Source organism: Lactiplantibacillus daoliensis (assembly GCF_005405005.1).
GTDB classification, from domain to species: Bacteria; Bacillota; Bacilli; order Lactobacillales; family Lactobacillaceae; genus Lactiplantibacillus; species Lactiplantibacillus daoliensis.
Window position 1 is genome coordinate 34,816 of sequence record NZ_BJDH01000003.1, and the last position, 19,335, is coordinate 54,150.

Genomic DNA, 19,335 nt, shown 5'->3' on the forward strand with positions numbered 1-19,335 from the left:
CTTTTCATCACCCTTTCTCTGGATCAAGATGCGTCCGTAAATTAAACATTAAGCGGTTTTTAGCCGTAAAAATGTTTAACAGTCCTTTTTCACCTGAAATCCCCTTAATATCGCGTGGTGAAGGCGATTGCATCACATCCGCCACTGCTTGGGTCGTGATTTCCTTAAGTTGGTCTTTCCACAAATTGATCTTTTCGTCTCGATCATCCTCACCAGTCAAGCCTGCCAACCATTGCTTAAAAGGTTCATTTAAGCGATCATAAAACTTAGCACTCAGGGCACTCGCAAATGGTCGTGTTTCAACGTTGCGAATCGTTGCAATGTCACTGGCAAAATGATAATAATCTTTACCGACCGTTTGTGTCTGCTCAATAACGCCCTCAATTCGTGTTGGCCAATAGTCCGCAATTTCTGGATCAAATAGGACATCTGCTTGCAATTGCATATCATCGATCAATTCAACTGCTGGTGACTGCGAAGTGGCGTTACCATCACTAATCAAGGCAATCGAATTTAAAATCAATGGGGCATTCCGCGCAATTAAGTGCTCTTTTTTAAGTTTACGTAGCCAAATCACCATTCCTGGCTCATGAATATCATCCGCTTGCTTAACCTTGACATACTGTCCAAAGTTGCGCCACATCGAAATTTCGGCTGATTGTAGACCTTTAAGTGCTGGCCGATATTCATTGGTTTTCTTATCCAGCCGCCAAGTGGTCATCGGTTCAATCAACGCACTATCCGCCGCAAACATTGGGATGCCCGCACTGAATATTGTAGGGTGGCCACTGTCACGCCACTCGATATGCAAGAGCCGTGACCAAGCAGTGTATAACTCGGCTAAATTATCTGGTAAAATCTGCTTTTTACGCATTTCAACATAGTCGTGGACTGTTGGATACTCCCAAACCGGCTTCTGAAACACATATTCAGCATCACTTTTTCGAGTATTAATTAAGACCAGATTTAACATCAGGGTTTCGAATAATGATTCTCCTTTGACAAAAACTGGATTAAGCCGGTAAAGCCACCCGGCCGGATTAGAAAACTTCTCAGCCGTAACCACTTTAGTTTTATCAGTCACACCGGTAAAATTCTGATAAGTAATGACCCAGCGCACGAGTTCATCTAACTGAATCTCATTTTTAGCTTTTCCTGATTTGGGAGCGAAAATAGCTGGCGTATTCGCACTTTCAGAAACCTGTCGATTAATTTGTTTAATCGATACTTGGCCTTTACCCGCCGCAACCCGCTTATTTTCAGGCACTAAAGCATCATAATCTTCAGTCGTGGCTTGATAAAAAGGTTGCTCACCAAAGAAATCAAACCGCTCCTGATGCTGCTCCAAATATTGCACAACGACCTCAGAAAAATGACCGGCTTGATGTAAACTTTTCCAAGTCGCTAGCAAGTCATGTTGACCATTGTCGTCGTACATTTCCTGATCAACCCTTAACTCGTTGGTTTCCTTCTCTAGCCATGAATAAAGCTCACCATTTGCGTCAAATCGCGTATAAACCGTAGTTAAAATGGCCAATAGCAACCGTAGAAGCGCTAAATCCTGACTATGCATCTCACCGGCAAGCTGCCGATAATTTTGACTATTTTCAAATAACTCTGTAAGTGAAACTGTGCGTTCCTGATTAGACTGTATTTCAATCACTTTTAGCCACGGATCAGTAACCAAGTTAAACCTTTTATTGTCCATAATCATCCTCCTTTACATAACTAAGTCCCAACCGCGATGAATAAGTTAGCCGCCAGCCTTCAAAACTCATTGAAAGATCCTGATCTAACGGTAAAGCTAAGGCACCCTTTAGCCACATATTACTTTGCCAACCAGCAAAGTAACGACTAGTCAATTTTTCCAAGTCATTGATGGCTTGCTCAATTTTATCTGGTCCTGGTGTCACAACAAAGGGAATTCTGACCAGTTGTTGTGCAATCTCTTGCGGTTGAACGCCTGTCAAGTTACGACCGTCGAGCAAGAAATTGCCCTCATTGGTGCGTTGCACAAGAATCACTTCCAACGTTTCTTGGATATCACGAACTGCCGCACTCGCCTTCTGTTCATCCTTATCAACGTTGCCGAGACTACGCCCTAGCCAATCATGAATTGTCTCGCCAAACCTAAGATCTGGATCATCAATTTGAAAGACAGCCGCTCTGTCTGTTTTTTGAGTTTTCTTATCATCAAACTCAGCTCGTACCGCAGCAATACCGGCAATTTCAGAGTCCGTTTTCGACTCATAGACTCGCTGTACAAGTGGCGAAATATCATCGGGTAACGTAATTGTATTTCCTAAAAAGTGATCCGTTTTCGCCAGTAAATAGTTGCCGTAAACTGCTTTGTTACCAGACCCATAATCATTTGGACCTTGAATTCCCATAATGAAAAGCTGGGGCTGTTGTAAGTCTTTTGGCCGCGCAATCTGATGTCGGTGCAAGCGACCGGCTCGTTGCAGAATCAAATCCATCGGTGCAATGTCTGTGTAGAGTACATCAAAATCAATATCTAACGATTGTTCCAAAACCTGCGTCCCGATGACAATCATTTTATCGGGACGTTCACCATTTTTTCCTATTGCCGCCTGTAAAGCTGTTTCCTGAGCAGTCCGGTCAGTAGCCAAAAACGCAGAGTGTAACACCATGAGTTTGATGTCAGACGGAACCAATTTCGCCAATGTCTGCGCACGTTTAACCGTATTAACAATAATGCCGGCAATACCACCATCACTAATCTTTGCGACAACCGCAGAGATCAACTCATCGTCAGGTTCATTCAATCGTTGAACATGTAATGTCTGGGGCTGCTGGTCACTCAGGCCTGGGAAATCTTTAACTTGCTTAAGCTGGTGACCATCTAGAATACTGAGTAATGGATAGGCCTCAGTCTCTCCCCAATCGGCTGGCGCGATTAATTTTTTCTCATAGAATTTGCCATATTTTCCTTTTAAATAAGCTCGTAATAAGATATTCCGCTTATCCTTAGGCAGAGTCGCTGACAAGATAATAATCGGCACATGATAAGTGCCTAACCATTCGATTGCTTTGCACAGATAAGCATCCATGTAACAATCGTACGCATGGACTTCATCGATGATGACAACCTTGCCACTAAAGCCTAAATGCCGTAAGAAGAGATGTTTCTGCTTCAATCCCATTAACAGGAGATTATCTATCGTCCCCACCGTAAACTTCGTTAAAATTGATTTTTTACCGGAAAACCACGTATTTAGGACGACCGAACCAGATTCTCCTTCGTCAGCATAAACATTTACCGCATTAGGCAAGGCTAAATATTTCCGATTAAACATTTTTTTACCATGCATCAGATTAATCTGGAAATTTTCGTCTTGCGATTTAGCCAAAATTTCCACCCAAGCTTCAACTCGATCAAACATTGCATTGGTTGTTGCTTGGGTTGGTAGCCCCATAAAAATACCATCTCGACCAGTTTTATAGGCTAGCTGTTCGGCCGTAATCAATGCAATTTCAGTTTTACCTAGTCCCATTGGTGCTTCTACAATCACCATGCCAGGGTCGGTGGTTGCTTCGATTGCTTGCGTCATCTTTGCTTGCACGGGACGCTCGTCAAATCCCCATCGCGCTTTATAAGGATCATCCAGACTAACCTTTTGTGGTTCCCATTCTCCACCTAAGTCCCAGGCTGCCATCGCATCACGAAAACGTTCAGTCATATTAATGTCTTGCCAAGTTTGATCAAGTTCAATCAGTGGAAATAACGGAATACTCTGATCCTGAGTTAAGTATTCACTGGACGCTACCCAATCGGCCATGATAAGCAACCCTTCTAAGATCACTGCTTGTGGTTGCTTGATATCAGGTACATCACTAGCAACCTGATATCCCGAAGTAACCAGTCCATAATTAAATAATTCCTTTTGAACATGTTTCCACGGTGCCTGGAGCGCCGGCTTATTGTCGCTTTGAAAGTAATTCGCTGTATAGTCATCTAACTGATCGTACGGGCTTTCAAATTCTGGCTTACCATGGTGTCCGCCGATAATCGCCCCAATTGATTCTGGAATTTCAAAATTCTCAACAATGGCTTCACCAGCTAGTGCATGTGGCGACTTGTTGGCTGAAGCTAAGCGTAACTCATCAAAATCAAGGAAACCGCCACGGGCTAATTGCGATTTCAATTGTTCATCTAGTGAATCATCACGATCATACGCTGGTTTCGCTTGAAAAGCGGGCGTTGCCTTCCCGATATCATGGATGAAGCCAACGAACTTAACTAGTTTTTGCGTCTCCTCTTCCGATAAAGTTCCCTGTAATATTTGCCGCTGACCGTCACACAACCACTGGTTAAAGAGCCAATTAATTGTCTTTTGGGCATCCGTCAAATGCACAATTAGTGGCAACCAATATTGTCGACCATCTTCAGATCGTTTTTTCGCCCATAAAACAGATGCTTGTTCAGATAATTTTATGTCCATAAGTATTTCCCTACCCTTCGTAACTGTTTGCTATGTTTATTTAGTAATTCTAAAACATGAAGATGTTCCATTGCTATACAAATACGAAAACTGCTGAAAAAATTTTTACTGGTACTTTGAGTAAGATTACAATACCGTTTACTTACTTCACTTTTTGTAAGCGAATACATTTTATGGTGAACTTATCACTTCCTGACATACAAGTTTAGCCATCACTGGCATGTTTTCGTAGCACATTCCCCTTTAAGACTATCCTAATCATAATGCAAGCGTTTCCAAAACAACTCATTATACAACTTTAGTAATTCAAAGTTTAGGTCTGTCCTATCCCAATGATGTACTGACTTATTTTTCATCACTAACGCTTGCTATTTTTTGGTCGCCATTTCCAGATTTACCTTGACCACATTTATCACAATTTTATTATTTAACAAAATCAACCCCACACTGTGTGGGGAACACATAACACGCAACTCAAATGGCAACGTGGCATGGGGATCATCCCTACGTATGTGGGGAGCACTGATAGGTCATACTGTTGTCACTAACTACCTCAGGGATCATCCCTACGTATGTGGGGAGCACGAAATGGTACGGTTCAGTGCCGCCAAGGATATAGGATCATCCCTACGTATGTGGGGAGCACTTTCATTCTTTAAAGCCTGAAAATTTTTATCAGGGATCATCCCTACGTATGTGGGGAGCACAAAGCTATAACGAAACAACCGGTGGCCTAACCGGGATCATCCCTACGTATGTGGAGAGCACTGATCACATCGGTAAGAGTCCGCCAATCAGTCAGGATCATCCCTACGTATGTGGGGAGCACAATTAGTTTTCAATCCAGATAAGACACGAAAAAGGATCATCCCTACGTATGTGGGGAGCACTCTTTCTTTCGAATTTTAAAATCAATTTAGCCAGGATCATCCCTACGTATGTGGGGAGCACTTGAACTTTTTCTAATTTGGGTAGTTGTTGATAGGATCATCCCTACGTATGTGGGGAGCACAAATCGTCAGTGTGCGCATTGTTATCGTATTGAGGATCATCCCTACGTATGTGGGGAGCACGCGCTGCCAAGAGCTGTTTCCAAAATAACATCGGGATCATCCCTACGTATGTGGGGAGCACGATAAAACGTCTTGCATGGGTTGATGGTCTGAGGGATCATCCCTACGTATGTGGGGAGCACTTCGGCAAAGTTTGAAAATGCCTCTGTATTAAAGGATCATCCCTACGTATGTGGGGAGCACAAATTACTTTTAGCTCACTAGTTAAAAATGCTGGGATCATCCCTACGTATGTGGGGAGCACTCCGGAAGCTTAGCCACCTTAGACACGCCGTTAGGATCATCCCTACGTATGTGGGGAGCACGTTTCTGGTGAACGTGCCAATGACTTTGTAGCAGGATCATCCCTACGTATGTGGGGAGCACCATAGGCCGAAAGTGTCTTCTTGGCGGCCTCCAGGATCATCCCTACGTATGTGGGGAGCACGATTCAAGTTGCGTCATGACAGGTTTATTGCCAGGATCATCCCTACGTATGTGGGGAGCACAAGTATTGCAATGGTGTGTGCTTAATCGAATTGGGATCATCCCTACGTATGTGGGGAGCACAGCTACTAGCGCACAAAGCCAAGCAACCAATGAGGATCATCCCTACGTATGTGGGGAGCACGTCAGGTGGCTTAGATTATGTTGAAAGTGACGAGGATCATCCCTACGTATGTGGGGAGCACAATCTTTAACGCCGTCGATGGTGTGATTGCGTGGGATCATCCCTACGTATGTGGGGAGCACACAACAGCAATTCTTGTGTTATTTGTTGTCTTAGGATCATCCCTACGTATGTGGGGAGCACGCTAATGCCTGATAAAGAGCCAGTTGACGTATAGGATCATCCCTACGTATGTGGGGAGCACGTAAAGATTTTTATCGTTTACAAGCTATTTTAAGGATCATCCCTACGTATGTGGGGAGCACAGAAATGCTTTAGATCATGATAATGAAAAAACAGGATCATCCCTACGTATGTGGGGAGCACTTATCATTATTCATAATTTCAAGCCCTAATTTAGGATCATCCCTACGTATGTGGGGAGCACTAAAAACTCGATATTAACTCAACTTTACCATAAGGATCATCCCTACGTATGTGGGGAGCACAATTGTTTGCATTTCTGAAAATTTAGAAGCATAGGATCATCCCTACGTATGTGGGGAGCACTTTACCTCTGGTTAAAAAAATGCTTGGTGGGTAGGATCATCCCTACGTATGTGGGGAGCACTGGTAATGATCGCACGATCACAGGTCGCATTAAGGATCATCCCTACGTATGTGAGGAGCACTTATTATTGATTGTCGTTAGTTGGTCGCCTTGAGGATCATCCCTACGTATGTGGGGAGCACACACTTATTAAATATGAAAACGCGCCCGACACAGGATCATCCCTACGTATGTGGGGAGCACACTAAAAATTCATTGATATAACGGCATTTTAAATTTTCAATATCAACAATTTACATTAACTTGCATCCTGACTTTCAAATCACATTTCAAGCATACAGTAGCAATTAGACTTTAACAATACACAAATCTAACAACACATCAGATTGTCGTACAAGATACCGATAAAATAGCAAAATTCTAATTCCTATACTCATATTAAAAACCTTTCTAACTTAACAGAAAATACAACTAAAAAAGGCAACCCGTGATGACAATTATCTCTGGAGACCTGACTGTACCAGTCAGTAATAAGTTTATAACCGAAGACAGCTTAACAGGTGTCCCTCAGAAAACAGCTATCCATATAAAATTGGCGTTTAACACCACACATCAAATATGGCTACACACCCAAATCGGAAAACAACTCGATCATAATAACCACCCGTCAAACGAGTGATTTGCTCCAGACCTATAAACCAAATGTACTGACCAACATTTCAGGGCGCTGACTTTTGTGGGCCAAACATCATTAAGACACTCTTTCCCTCCAGATATCTCGTAAAGCTTAAAACACTCAATTTTAGTGGGATACTGACCAGCAAATGAACATGATCTGGCATCATATGTCCCTCAATTATTTTGACACCTTTGTACTGACATAACATTCTAATATCCGTTTGCAAGTCACGACGATATTGATTATAAATTATTTTTCTCCTATACTTTGGAGTGAATACAATATGGTATTTGCACAGCCATTTGGTATGTGCAAGACTGTTTAGCTTATTCGCCATTTCAAGCGTCCCCTTTCGATTTAGCAATGTTGGCTTCGACACCTACATTCTAAGTCAATCGGAGGCGCTTTGGTTTAACCACTTTGCCATCCGCCCGCATAGCGGGTGGTTTTTTGTTTCGCACGCTTTAGCGCGCTCAACTCGGCCTAAAGGCATAATCAAAATAGCGCATTAAATTTTCACAAAAGAAAATTCAATGCGCTTGTTCGTTATATGCTCAATGTACCAGAGGGCACAACAAATTTATATCTGACCTAAGACACTAATAAGTGCTCCTATCAAAACAATGCAAACCGGTATCATTATAAGTAACTTACAAATGAGTGAAAATAAATTATCGTCATCATTCATATTTGTCCCCCCACTCAAAGGATTATGAAAAATGTTGATCACCAATAATCATAGCCCATCAATAATTCTTTAACAATAACTATCAGGATATTAGGCCGCTCCCTACCTCTATAGTAAAATACTCAGTCTACTCCCCACACAAGCTTAATCTCCTAAAACTATGTAAAACTCAATTGCAACAATCTAAGAAATGAACGCGTCATGTTCTTTCATAAGGAACAGAAGTATCGGCACTCTGACGCGATAGCTAAGATGGTTCTAACAAATCTACAAAGATAATCAAACTAAGTCATTCCCGACCAATCATCTAAGATGAATTAGCGAGTTTTATTAAAGCAGAGTTCAGATCAATTTTACAAACCAGGATACTTGGCATCGAATTAACCAGCACTACGCATAAAAGAAGACTTAGTCGAAAAACTAAGTCCCCTTTCATATATTCTAAACCGAAATTATTTTCCAGGAATTAAAGCTACACAAATAGTCGGATAATCAATTTCTAGGTTTCGAGTATCATCTGACATAAAAAAAAGTAATCTCCTCGTAAACAACTACGTTGAGATTACTTTCATTTTGGTCTGAAGTTGTTAAGATACCTTGTCTAAAATATTGATTTTCCCTTCTAGAGACGACTTTATCTTCTCAGTTTGTCTTACTTGATATAAGCAGGTTACCAAGGAACAATACCATCAATATCTGAAAACGTACCAGAATCAGTTAACACATCAGAAGTGGCCAATTCCACGGTCCGCGCCACACCCACTTGCACGGTCCGATTACCACCGCCACCACCAAAACTGGTGTCTACCCAGCCAGGATTGACGGCATTTACCGTGACAGGCGTTCCTTCAAGTTCTGCGGCGAGTTTAACGGTGAACATATTGACCGCCGACTTAGAAGCCTGATAGCCTGATGCTTGTAGCTTGTGAATGCTGGTACTGGCATCGCTGGCCAAAGTCAATGATCCCACCGCACTGGAGATATTGATAATCCGGCCAGCCGGCGCTGCCTTCAAAAGTGGTAAGAAGACCTGCGTGACGTCGATCAAGCCGAAATAATTTACGTTAAAATCTTGCCGAATTGCGTCTAGTGACAGTTCTGATGGCTTAGTCTCATGATCAACGGCAATACCAGCATTATTGATTAGAATATCTAAATTATCAGTGATATTCGCTTTCGCGGCAACAATCGACTCATGATCGGTCACATCTAACTGTACTGCCTGAGCTTGAACACCAACAGCCTCGAGCCGAGCAACCGCAGCCTGTCCACGGGCTAAATTTCTAGAACCAACATAGATGTACTGGCCTTTCAAACCAAGTTCTAGGGCTAATTCGTAACCCATCCCGCGATCAGCACCAGTAATTAATGTCTTGATAGTCATATCCATAGCTTCCTTTTCTGTTATGATGAATATACTATATCAGCCTAACGTAACGAGAGGTCAAGCCGAAATGGATAACAATAAATTGATGCGAATCGGTGAGTTTGCTAAAGCCGCTAATGTCACTATTCGAACAGTCAGATATTACTTAGAGTGTGGCTTATTACCACCAGAAAAGCGCAACGAAAATAATCAACGGATCTTTAATGATGAAGACCTACACTGGATAACTAATTTACATTATTTGAGAGAAGCTGGCATGTCGATTGCCGAATTGCAACACTACACCACCTTAGTACGTGAAGGCGATAGCAGCTTACCTCAACGAATTGAATTAATGCGCAAACAGCGTAAGCAAGTCATCGCTTCAATTGCTGATAAGCAGGAACAGCTGAAAGTAATTGATCATAAACTTGAGCGGTATTTGGCTGGAGACAGTGCGGTGATGTGAGCAACATAAACAAACAGGCCTCGAAATCGCCGAGGCCTGTTTGTTTATGTTGCTTATGGTGTAGGCTTCCGTAACTATACCCCACTTAACGGTCAATCCTAAGAAAAATCGTCTCACTTGTGATACGGAGACCCAATATTAATCATAAACGCCCGATAAACCTGTTCCGTCAGTACCAACCGCATCAACTGATGAGGCAGTGTGAAGCGGCCAAACGAAATCTGCGTATCAGCACGTTTTAATACTTCCGGCGCTAATCCCAACGAGCCACCAATCACAAAATCAATATCACTGTGCCCATAAGTCGTCAGCTTATCAATTTCGGCCGCGAATTCTTCACTCGACCGCTCTTCCCCTAAAATCGCTAACGCATACACGTAATCGCGATCCTTGATCTTATCCAGGATACGAGCACCTTCTTTTTCCATGACGTTAGCCATCTCTGCGTTACTTAATGACTCTGGCGCCTTTTCATCTGGAACCTCGACAATTTGGAATTTTGCAAATTTACTCATCCGTTTCGCATATTCCGCAATCCCCTGTTTGAAGTATTTTTCCTTTAATTTTCCGACACAGATAATTTTGATGTTCATAATTTACCACCTTTACACAAGTTATCAACAAAGTTATCCACAGGTGCATAACTCAATTTTCTATATGTTGTGTTGAACGTATGTTTGCCACAACATTTATTTAGACCCTTTTTGTCAAGTTCATCCGGACTTATCCACAGTTTTCCACAGCAACATTTGTTCGTAGTCTCCGGTTGTAAATCCTATTATATCAACAATCGTTCTTGATTAAAATATATTTTAAAAATTTAGTCCACAGGTAAAAGGTCGCCCTGTGTATAACTTCTGAACAAGCCCAATTGCCGCTCTGACGCTTGTTAATAAATTACCACAACCAAGCACAAAAGTTATCCCCGAAGTTATGCACAATTATGCACAGATCCCTTGGCTGGTAAAAAATGGTCAGTCGTGCTTGCAACTGCTTCGTTCGGATTTTATTAGCCTTAGTCCCGTGAGATCGTCACAACCGCAACTTTTGAAAAAACTAGTCTTCGGTTTTTCATGATTCAACGCAAAAAGCGCGCTAGGACACGATTGCATCCTAGCACGCTTATGAAAGCTTCATTTTTTAATTCGACTGTTTGGTTAACGTTTTGGTCGTTTCCGTTAGTTTCATGTTGGCGGTCTTCAACGACCCTTCATGATAGTACTTCACCGTTACCGTATCGTTAACTTTGTGGTCATACAATGCCGTCCGCAAATTAGCTAAACTGGTAATCTTCTTACCACCTAATTCCGTAATCACATCGTATTTGGACAATCCCGCTGCCTTGGCCGGTGAACCAGCGTAAGTCTTCATAATGACGACCCCTTTAGTCACACTAGTTGGGAGCTTCAAGACAGATTTACGATCACTCGCTGAGATACTTGAAAGGTTATACGTCGCAACGCCCAAGGCTGGTCGAACAACTTCACCATTTTCAACTAACTCATTGATAATCTTCACAACTTCATTACTTGGAATGGCAAAGCCCATCCCTTCAACACTCGTCCCAGAGCTATCGGAAGATAATTTCATTGAGTTAATCCCGATCACTTGGCCAGCTAAGTTAAAGAGTGGCCCACCGGAGTTCCCAGGGTTAATCGCAGCATCGGTTTGAATGACTGTCGCATACCCCGTCTGTTGACCAGACGTGTTGGTCGTGGCAACCGTCCGTTTCTTAGCGGAAACGATCCCTTCAGTTAAAGTCGTGGCGTAGTTCGAACCCAGTGGCGACCCAATCGCCAACGCGTTTTCACCAACTTCAATGTTATCAGAATTACCGAAGCTAGCGGTCTTCGTCACTTTAGCAGAATTAATCTTTAATACCGCCAAATCGGTAACGGCATCCGTACCGACTAATTTAGCAGACAACTTCGTCCCATTACTCATAATGACCTGAATGGCATTAGAACCGCTCACCACGTGATTATTCGTCACAATATAGGCTGCGTTGCCACTCGTCTTATAAATAAGCCCAGAGCCTTCGCTGTACTCTTGTAACTTACTATTGCTAGAAGAACTGGAATTAGAGCTATCATCGTCCGAACCATCGGCACCACCCAGAATTCCGCTCCAGCCACTAGTCGTACTTTGCTTCTGTAAGTTGATAACGGAGACCACGGCAGCCTTATTGTCCTTAAAGACTTTCGTGGCTTGGGAACTGACATTAACTTTCACATTGGCCGTGGAAGTTGAGCCGGACTTATTGGACCCAGTTGGTACACTGGTCGAAGATGTTGTGACATTATTATTGCTTAGATAATTGATACCACCATAAGCGATCCCGCCACCTAACAAGCCGGCAACAAGAGCGGTTACAGCGACTTTGACTAATGAGTTATTTGCCATAATTTCGCGTCGAAACGCGATCCCTCCCTACATAGAACTAAGTTTTAACTTCATTTTAGCTAAAAAATATGATTTTTCTATGACTGAACGATTGTGTAACTGTAAAAATCGTTATTTAGAGCGTCACTAACTTTGTCGCGGTTTCTGGATCGGTATCATAGAGTTGAAAATCATGTTCAACCCCGAAGTCATGCTCTTTCATCATCGAAGCAACCGTCAAATGAGCCAAAGTCTTCATATTGTTATCTTGACTCCGATGGCCTAAATAGATGCGCTTCGTGTGCTGACCAATAACATCCATCAACGCATTGGCACTATCTTCATTTGACAAATGCCCCTCGTCGCCGAGAATCCGCTGTTTTAAAGGCCAAGGATAACGGCCCATCCGCAACATTTCCAAATCGTGATTACATTCAAATAAATAACCATCGGCATCGCTGATCACGCCTTCAACATGTTCCGAAACATAGCCCGTATCGGTGATAATCACGAAGGATTTCCCCGCGTGGTGCAGTTCATAAAATTGTGGTTCCGCGGCATCATGTGAGACGCTAAAGGATTCCACATCCAAATCACCCAAGCCTAAAGTCGTATCGGGATCAAAAACGTGTTTCAATTCAGTTGGAACCTCGCCAATTCGATGAGCCATGGCATCCCAAGTCCCCTGATTGGCATACACGTCTAGGCCGTATTTCCGGGCCAAGATGCCGGCCGAATGACAGTGATCGGTATGTTCATGTGTGATGAAAAGACTGTCCACTTCATTAATATCGCGTCCAATCGAAGTCATCAGATTCGCAATTTTTTTACCACTCAAGCCCGCATCAACCAAGACTTTGTGTTCAGGTGTTTCAATATAAGTCACGTTGCCGGTACTCCCGGAAGCCAACACACTAACTTGCATTTGATCTGTTGCTAATTTTAATACCATTATTTAGGTTCTTCCCATCTCTGAAATTCAGCTACTACCGTTGTTATGATACACGCTTTTAGGGCCGGAGTGCAACTGACGGTGTCCAGCGTATCAGACCTGACACGTTACGATGATAAAAAAAACGTCTGGAACCAAAATTCCAGACGTTATCTCATCATTGTTATTCAACATGCCAGATCATTCCGGCGGTACTGCTCTCGCTACTTGCAGCATCCGTAGCGTTTTCCGTACTACCGTTCTTCATCGCAGCTCCCGTAAAAGCATTGATGCGATGCAAACTATAGTTGGAACTGTTCTTACTCTTAACCGCAAACAACCACGTTGGCACGTACACACTACTATCTTTCAACTTCAGCAACCGGGTATAGCCAAGCTTTCCCCACACAATTCGTGAGTTATTAGAAACTTGATTGTATTGGTATAACGCGACTAACGCTTTCTTTTCACTGATCGTGACGGCTTTTTCACGTAACGTTTTAACATTGCCGACATACGATTGTGTATAGCTGATTAACTGCCGATTCTTATTGACCATCAAATGTAATTGACCAGTACCCGTCAGAATCTCACCATCAGCCACTTTTTGAATATACACATAGTCACTTGAAGACGATAATGCCGCAGAATAAACATATTGATCGCCATGAATCACATTCGCTGCTTGTTTTACAAAATGATCCAAGTCGGCCTGTGGGTGATTCTTATCTACCGCAACCGTCGTGTGTAACAAACTCGTTAATTTGCTACTCGTCATTAATCGCGCCGTCTGTTCAGTTAACTGACCCAAATGTTGTTTCAAGCCACTGTCGTTATTGCCGGCAATATAGTAGCCAGTCCCTTCATTGCTACTAGGATTACTGAAACTAATATTGTCATCTCGCATTTCACGAATCACGGTCGTCGCCGTATCGCTCGACGATTTTGTACTCGTATCACTCGAACTGGTCTGGACAAACATGTAGACCAGAAAGATATCGAGGACCACGAACGCCGTCACGAAAATCCATTCAATTCTTCGAAAATTCACTGCGTCCGCCCCCTTATGATTCGTTCAGCATCGACGTATACGTCCGCCAAGTACCATTATAGTAGACGTAATAAGTCGGCGTTAAGTCGATCACGAGTTTGGATGACTTATTTTGCGACCACTGATAGCCGAGTTCAATGCTACCAATTTTATTATTTTTATAACCAGCCCCGACCAATTGTTTCAAGACTGCCGTGGAACTCGGCAGCGTCACCGCCGTCTGTTTCCCAGTAGTTGGCACCGGAACTTGCAAACTATCGAGTGAGAAGTAATAGCGATCCAGGCCATTAGAGGTCATCTGAATCCGCACATCCCCATTTTCCGTTTGATTGAAAATCGGGAACCCTTCCACGTAACTCCGATAAATGACACTACTACTCGTGGTGTCGTAACCATAATAACGAATATTATCCATTGGAACGCCGAGACTAACTAAGTGACTATAGCTTTTCTGCAACTGCGTCGTAAATGAAATCTGACGCGTATCGCCTGAATCACTATAATCCTCAAAATAAACCGTGCCGAGCTTATTATTCACGGTCATCCGCTTAAATGCCCCGGTCGTATAAATCTGTTCACCATTATGCGTCCGCACTGAGACTGACGAATTACCATCGGAATCTAACAACCGGTTGGCTAACTGGCTAGCCGACTGTTCATTCATCAGATAGCTATAATGTTGCATCGTCACCGGCTGCGTGTAATCTAAATACGTATTATTAGCTTCATAGGTCATCTTCACCGCAATCGCAGTTACCTTGTTGGCCTGTAAGACTTTCCGCATCATTTTTAAGGATTTCTTTTTTAAGCGCACACTGTAAATCTGATGTTTACTATCATTCAGCAAATACAAATGATCGGTATCATTAACCGGAATCACAATGCGACTAAATTCAGATGAGCGATAGTTCTTCAAATTCTGATTAAAAATCGTGTTAAACATGGCAACCGTCACACTGTCCGGAAAGTTTAGCACATAAGAATCCTGGCCATTTAGCAAGGCTTCATAACTCTTAGCGGACGTGATCCGAGCCTTAACAATACTCGTCGCATCCCACTTACTAATCTGCGCTTTAAATTGAGTGACCAAACTGACATTTTTATTGATCAACAAGGTCTGTTTTCCGGCTGAATCAGTATGCACGAGCTGCGTCGGCAAATAAATATCATCAATCGTTCGAGTCGCTAAGGTTGAGTTTGAAGAGGCGGTGCTAACCTTATTTTCACGTTCATAGCGCGACGGATTGGTCCAAATATAGATGGACAGTCCCACACTAAGAATAATCAAAACTGCTAAAGTGATGGGTAAAATGAGGCGTCTAAGCTTGCGAGTCGTCATCCCAAAGATCCTCCTCTTCATAAGGTTCATATGGCAATGAGATATAGAAGGTCGAACCTTGACCTTCGACACTATCGACCCAGATCCGGCCACCGAGCAATTGCACGACTTCTTTCGAAATAGCCAATCCCAGGCCAGTCCCACCTTGTGCCCGCGACCGCGCCTTATCTACCCGGAAGAATCGGTCAAAGACGTGATTCAAATCGGCCCGTGGAATTCCAAGACCCTGGTCACTAATACTGATAATGACCTGATTATGGGTCTCGAGTAAACGACAGGTCACCACCCCACCATCGGGCGAGTATTTGATGGCGTTATTCATAATATTATCGAGCACTTGGGTAAATTTATCGGTATCAATTTCTACCCAGAGGTCACGCTTCGTAAATTCCCGTTTGATCGTATAGTATTTGGCGGGATTATCATCCTTTTTCAAAATCATATCAAAACGATTCAACACATAGTTGAACATTTCATTGATATTAACGAGTTCCATATCGACACGTGTCGTCCCAGAATCCATTCGTGACAAGCTTAACAGCTCATTAATCATCCGAATCATGCGATCCGTTTCTTCCTGAGTTACCTTTAAGAAACCAGGCGCAACCTCTGGATCTTTCCAAGCGCCGTCACTCAAAGCCTCAATATAACTCCGTAGACTCGTCAAAGGTGTCCGTAATTCATGCGACACATTTGAAACGAACTGCTTCCGATCATTATCGATCTTCTGCTGTTCCGTAACATCGTGCAAAACACAGACTAACCCACTGATAAACCCAGATTCTCGTTGAATCAATGAGAAGTAAGCATTCAAAATTAAATCACGTTCATTTGACGAAAAGTCCAACGTCAATTCATCTTGATTTTCAATCAAATCACGCAACGAATAGTCATCACGAATCTGTAACATATCCAAAATGGAATTACCAATTGCTTTTTCAGCCGTAACATCGACAAAATCGGAGGCTGTTTCATTAATAATCGTGATATTTCCACGTCGATCGGTCGCGATAACCCCATCGCTCATATGTGCGAGGACACTATCCAATCGCCGCCGTTCCGCTTCGGTCGATTCTTGCGATTCTTCGACCCGAATCGACAAATTATTGATGGCACCAGCAAGCTGTCCCAATTCATCATCACTGTAAACGCGAACTTGTCCCGCATAATCCCCACGAGAAATCCGTTGGGTCTGCCGTTTCATTTCTTCGATTGGTCGCGTTATTGCCCGGGCAATGATGATCGCAATGCCTAAGCCTAGGGCCATCGCCACGAGTGACGCGACCGCAAAAATCTGCATAATTGAATTAATCGTATTATAGACAGACTTCATATTCGCCCGCACATACAGGACACCAACTAACTGGCTATTATTGCCAGTCGTATTTGAACTGTATAACGGCACTATCGAGATGTAGTACTGACTATTATTCGAAGTATCATAGGTATTTTTAGTATACGAACGATTATTATAGATGGCATTCTTAACATTTCTGTCCGTGGTCTTTTGCCCAACGATAGCCTGATCATTCACATCATTCGTCCCGCGAATGGTCCCTTTGCTATCAATGACGCGAACTTCATCAATATTAGAATTGTTAATATCTGACAAAATCGTTTTCAGCTGCGTATTGGCTTTCGTCGTATTACTGGACGACAACTGCTCTGCCAACGAGTTGTCAACATACGTTGGAATCTGCACCTGGGTCTTAAATTGTTCCAAGTTTTTCGTTTCCAATTGACGCACAAAAATTGCCCCAACAATCTCCAGCGTAATGAGTAACAACAATGCGAAGACGAGCGCAATTTTAAAATTAATCGACTTAAAAAAGTTCTTCCGCTTAAGTTTAAACACGGTTTAACGACCTCTACTCATTTTCAGGATTGCGGAGATAGTATCCGACACCACGCCGCGTCACTAACCACTTTGGATGACTAGGATTATCTTCGACCTTTTCACGCAAACGCCGCACAGTGACATCAACTGTCCGCACATCGCCAAAGTAATCGTAGCCCCAAACTGTTTGCAGTAAATGTTCACGCGTCATCACTTGACCGATATGTTGCGCCAGATAATGGAGTAATTCAAATTCACGGTGGGTCAATTCAATATTGTCCCCACGCTTTGAAACCATGTAAGCATCTGGATGGATCACTAAATCGCCAATTTCAATATCGGAGTTTGTTTCTTCTTCAGCCGGTTGCGCTGCTGGCGTACCTTGACGCCGCAAGTTCGCTTTTACCCGGGCAACTAGTTCACGATTTGAGAATGGCTTAGTGACATAATCATCCGCACCCAGCTCAAGACCCAAGACTTTATCCAATTCAGAATCCTTGGCCGTAACCATGATAATTGGCATGTCATAATTCTTCCGCACTTGACGAGCAACTTCCAAGCCGTCCATTTTTGGCAACATTAGGTCTAAGAGGATTAAATCTGGATGGACTTCCTCCACTTTTTGTAAAGCTTCTTCACCATCGGCCGCGACATGGACTTCGTAACCTTCCTTGGTCAAATTAAACTTCATAATATCTGAGATTGGTTTCTCATCATCAACAACTAAGATTTTTTTCATAACGCTACTTCCTCCTTAGGGGAATACAGGTTCAAGTCAAATTTTAAATAATTTCGATTAATACAGGCCTAATCAACCATGACCTGCGTCTGGACTGCTGAAAAACACTTTTCAGCGCTATTTTTAGTATATCACAAATAACTATGGCTTTCTTCGTTTGCCAATCCGCATGATACCGCGATTTGTTACAACATTATCGCGGTTTAAAAATGGTTATGGGAGACAAATTTTACAGAAAAAGTCACTTTTTTTGAAAAAAAAGCGAAAATAGTGTTGTCAGCGTCCCCGATTCATGATATTATATTTTTTGTTGAGTTATGGGCAGTTAGCTCAGCTGGCAGAGCAACGGACTCTTAATCCGTGGGTCCAGGGTTCGATCCCCTGACTGCCCATCCATAACCACTAATCAGTTTTCACGCCGTGATAATCCACCGTGGAGGCTGATTTTTTTGTGTCCTAAAATAAGTCATTTTTGAGCAGAACACATGACAACACCGGTCCATTTCCGGCATACTAAAGGGACAAAGAAGGTGGAACACATGCAACATACCACGCGTCAGGCGGCGCAAAAAATGATTCAAGCCACAGCGGTGTTCACCGTTGCCACAATTGATGAGAATGGCTTCCCGACGACCGTCGCGCTAAGTCCCTTACCCTCAGACCGCCACATAGAACAACTTTTCTTCTATACTAGTCGGCAAACAACCACGGTTAAAAATATCCAGCGTTGCAACCGTGCAACGCTGTTTTGCTATAACCTAACTGACTATTCTTCATTAATGTTGAAGGGCCACTTAACGCTCGCGGGTCACGAAGCCTTTACCACCGATTGGCGTAACGAACTGACACCATTTCAGAAACGATTGGCTTATCATGACCCAGTTATTCTGAAATTTCAAACAAATAGTATTAAGATTCGTCAAATGATGGCCATGGATCACTTAGAATTACTGCCAAAATTAGATGACTAAGAAATTACACCACTTCATCAGACGACAGACTCATTCCGCGGTGAAATCTGGCCTAGAATAAGTATCTAACATAGCACACTAAAAGCATCTGGTTTTTCCAGGTGCTTTTAGTGTGTCTACTTTATTACCCTACACTCCTGAAATCACTGTCCTCTAAAGGTCATAAGTAAAAAATTGCGGGCCTGCG

The 19,335-nt window shown here is 42.8% G+C and carries 12 protein-coding genes, 1 tRNA gene, 1 pseudogene and 1 CRISPR repeat array; of the genes and pseudogenes, 3 read left to right on the top strand and 11 right to left on the bottom strand.

Translation table 11 applies throughout. The features are described from left to right. Positions 1 to 7: 7 nt before the first annotated feature. The 4 genes and pseudogenes from FFM64_RS04525 to FFM64_RS04540 all read right to left on the bottom strand — a co-directional run bounded on the left by FFM64_RS04525 (position 8) and on the right by FFM64_RS04540 (position 9,447). The gene (locus tag FFM64_RS04525; RefSeq protein ID WP_137606824.1) at positions 8 to 1,708 is read right to left on the bottom strand and encodes a type I-E CRISPR-associated protein Cse1/CasA; all 1,701 of its coding nucleotides are present in this window, start codon (positions 1,706 to 1,708) and stop codon (positions 8 to 10) included. Further along, the gene (gene cas3, locus FFM64_RS04530) at positions 1,698 to 4,463 is read right to left on the bottom strand and encodes a CRISPR-associated helicase Cas3' (RefSeq protein WP_137606825.1); all 2,766 of its coding nucleotides are present in this window, start codon (positions 4,461 to 4,463) and stop codon (positions 1,698 to 1,700) included. Before cas3 ends, FFM64_RS04525 begins: the two co-directional genes overlap by 11 nt. A 494-nt stretch (positions 4,464 to 4,957) precedes the next feature. Continuing rightward, a CRISPR array of direct repeats spans positions 4,958 to 6,939; the repeat unit is 29 nt; unit sequence AGGATCATCCCTACGTATGTGGGGAGCAC. A 500-nt stretch (positions 6,940 to 7,439) separates the two neighbouring features. Further along, a pseudogene (gene tnpA, locus FFM64_RS04535) lies at positions 7,440 to 7,712 on the bottom strand (IS200/IS605 family transposase); the annotation flags it as partial. Between the two features lie 1,021 nt (positions 7,713 to 8,733). Next, the gene (locus FFM64_RS04540; RefSeq protein ID WP_137606826.1) at positions 8,734 to 9,447 is read right to left on the bottom strand and encodes an SDR family NAD(P)-dependent oxidoreductase; all 714 of its coding nucleotides are present in this window, start codon (positions 9,445 to 9,447) and stop codon (positions 8,734 to 8,736) included. 70 nt (positions 9,448 to 9,517) lie between these two features. Here FFM64_RS04540 and FFM64_RS04545 point away from each other — a divergent pair, with 70 nt between their 5' ends. Next, positions 9,518 to 9,898 carry a MerR family transcriptional regulator gene (locus tag FFM64_RS04545; RefSeq protein ID WP_171000288.1) on the top strand — a complete coding sequence of 127 codons (381 nt, stop codon included), beginning with the start codon at positions 9,518 to 9,520 and terminating at the stop codon, positions 9,896 to 9,898. A 113-nt stretch (positions 9,899 to 10,011) separates the two neighbouring features. On the opposite strand, the gene rlmH is transcribed toward FFM64_RS04545, so the two are convergent. The 7 genes from rlmH to yycF form a co-directional block, all read right to left on the bottom strand. Beyond that, the gene (gene rlmH, locus FFM64_RS04550; RefSeq protein ID WP_137606828.1) at positions 10,012 to 10,491 is read right to left on the bottom strand and encodes a 23S rRNA (pseudouridine(1915)-N(3))-methyltransferase RlmH; all 480 of its coding nucleotides are present in this window, start codon (positions 10,489 to 10,491) and stop codon (positions 10,012 to 10,014) included. A gap of 547 nt (positions 10,492 to 11,038) precedes the next feature. Next, complete coding sequence (locus FFM64_RS04555; protein WP_137606829.1) at positions 11,039 to 12,301, bottom strand: S1C family serine protease; 1,263 nt, start codon at positions 12,299 to 12,301, stop codon at positions 11,039 to 11,041. A 115-nt stretch (positions 12,302 to 12,416) separates the two neighbouring features. After that, the gene (locus FFM64_RS04560) at positions 12,417 to 13,232 is read right to left on the bottom strand and encodes an MBL fold metallo-hydrolase (RefSeq protein WP_137606830.1); all 816 of its coding nucleotides are present in this window, start codon (positions 13,230 to 13,232) and stop codon (positions 12,417 to 12,419) included. 163 nt (positions 13,233 to 13,395) lie between these two features. Then, entirely contained in the window at positions 13,396 to 14,262 is an 867-nt protein-coding gene (locus tag FFM64_RS04565) for a two-component system regulatory protein YycI (RefSeq protein ID WP_137606831.1), read from the bottom strand. 13 nt (positions 14,263 to 14,275) lie between these two features. Further along, positions 14,276 to 15,601 (bottom strand): YycH family regulatory protein, encoded by a 1,326-nt coding sequence (locus FFM64_RS04570; protein WP_137606832.1) that lies wholly within the window; start codon positions 15,599 to 15,601, stop codon positions 14,276 to 14,278. Beyond that, a complete protein-coding gene (walK, locus tag FFM64_RS04575; protein WP_137606833.1) occupies positions 15,582 to 17,456 on the bottom strand; it encodes a cell wall metabolism sensor histidine kinase WalK in 1,875 nt (624 codons plus the stop codon). Before walK ends, FFM64_RS04570 begins: the two co-directional genes overlap by 20 nt. 13 nt (positions 17,457 to 17,469) lie before the next feature. Beyond that, positions 17,470 to 18,177 carry a response regulator YycF gene (gene yycF, locus FFM64_RS04580; protein ID WP_137606834.1) on the bottom strand — a complete coding sequence of 236 codons (708 nt, stop codon included), beginning with the start codon at positions 18,175 to 18,177 and terminating at the stop codon, positions 17,470 to 17,472. 319 nt (positions 18,178 to 18,496) lie between these two features. Between yycF and FFM64_RS04585 the strand changes: the two genes are divergently transcribed. Then, a tRNA-Lys gene (locus FFM64_RS04585) sits at positions 18,497 to 18,569 on the top strand. 93 nt (positions 18,570 to 18,662) lie between these two features. After that, positions 18,663 to 19,148 (top strand): pyridoxamine 5'-phosphate oxidase family protein, encoded by a 486-nt coding sequence (locus FFM64_RS04590; RefSeq protein ID WP_223876890.1) that lies wholly within the window; start codon positions 18,663 to 18,665, stop codon positions 19,146 to 19,148. Positions 19,149 to 19,335 lie beyond the last annotated feature (187 nt).

Coding starts and splice junctions, on each gene's coding strand:
- FFM64_RS04525 (WP_137606824.1), bottom strand. CDS start 1,708: ATGGACAATAAAAGGTTTAACTTGGTTACTGATCCGTGGCTAAAAGTG.
- cas3 (WP_137606825.1), bottom strand. CDS start 4,463: ATGGACATAAAATTATCTGAACAAGCATCTGTTTTATGGGCGAAAAAA.
- FFM64_RS04540 (WP_137606826.1), bottom strand. CDS start 9,447: ATGACTATCAAGACATTAATTACTGGTGCTGATCGCGGGATGGGTTAC.
- FFM64_RS04545 (WP_171000288.1), top strand. CDS start 9,518: ATGGATAACAATAAATTGATGCGAATCGGTGAGTTTGCTAAAGCCGCT.
- rlmH (WP_137606828.1), bottom strand. CDS start 10,491: ATGAACATCAAAATTATCTGTGTCGGAAAATTAAAGGAAAAATACTTC.
- FFM64_RS04555 (WP_137606829.1), bottom strand. CDS start 12,301: ATGGCAAATAACTCATTAGTCAAAGTCGCTGTAACCGCTCTTGTTGCC.
- FFM64_RS04560 (WP_137606830.1), bottom strand. CDS start 13,232: ATGGTATTAAAATTAGCAACAGATCAAATGCAAGTTAGTGTGTTGGCT.
- FFM64_RS04570 (WP_137606832.1), bottom strand. CDS start 15,601: ATGACGACTCGCAAGCTTAGACGCCTCATTTTACCCATCACTTTAGCA.
- yycF (WP_137606834.1), bottom strand. CDS start 18,177: ATGAAAAAAATCTTAGTTGTTGATGATGAGAAACCAATCTCAGATATT.
- FFM64_RS04590 (WP_223876890.1), top strand. CDS start 18,663: ATGACAACACCGGTCCATTTCCGGCATACTAAAGGGACAAAGAAGGTG.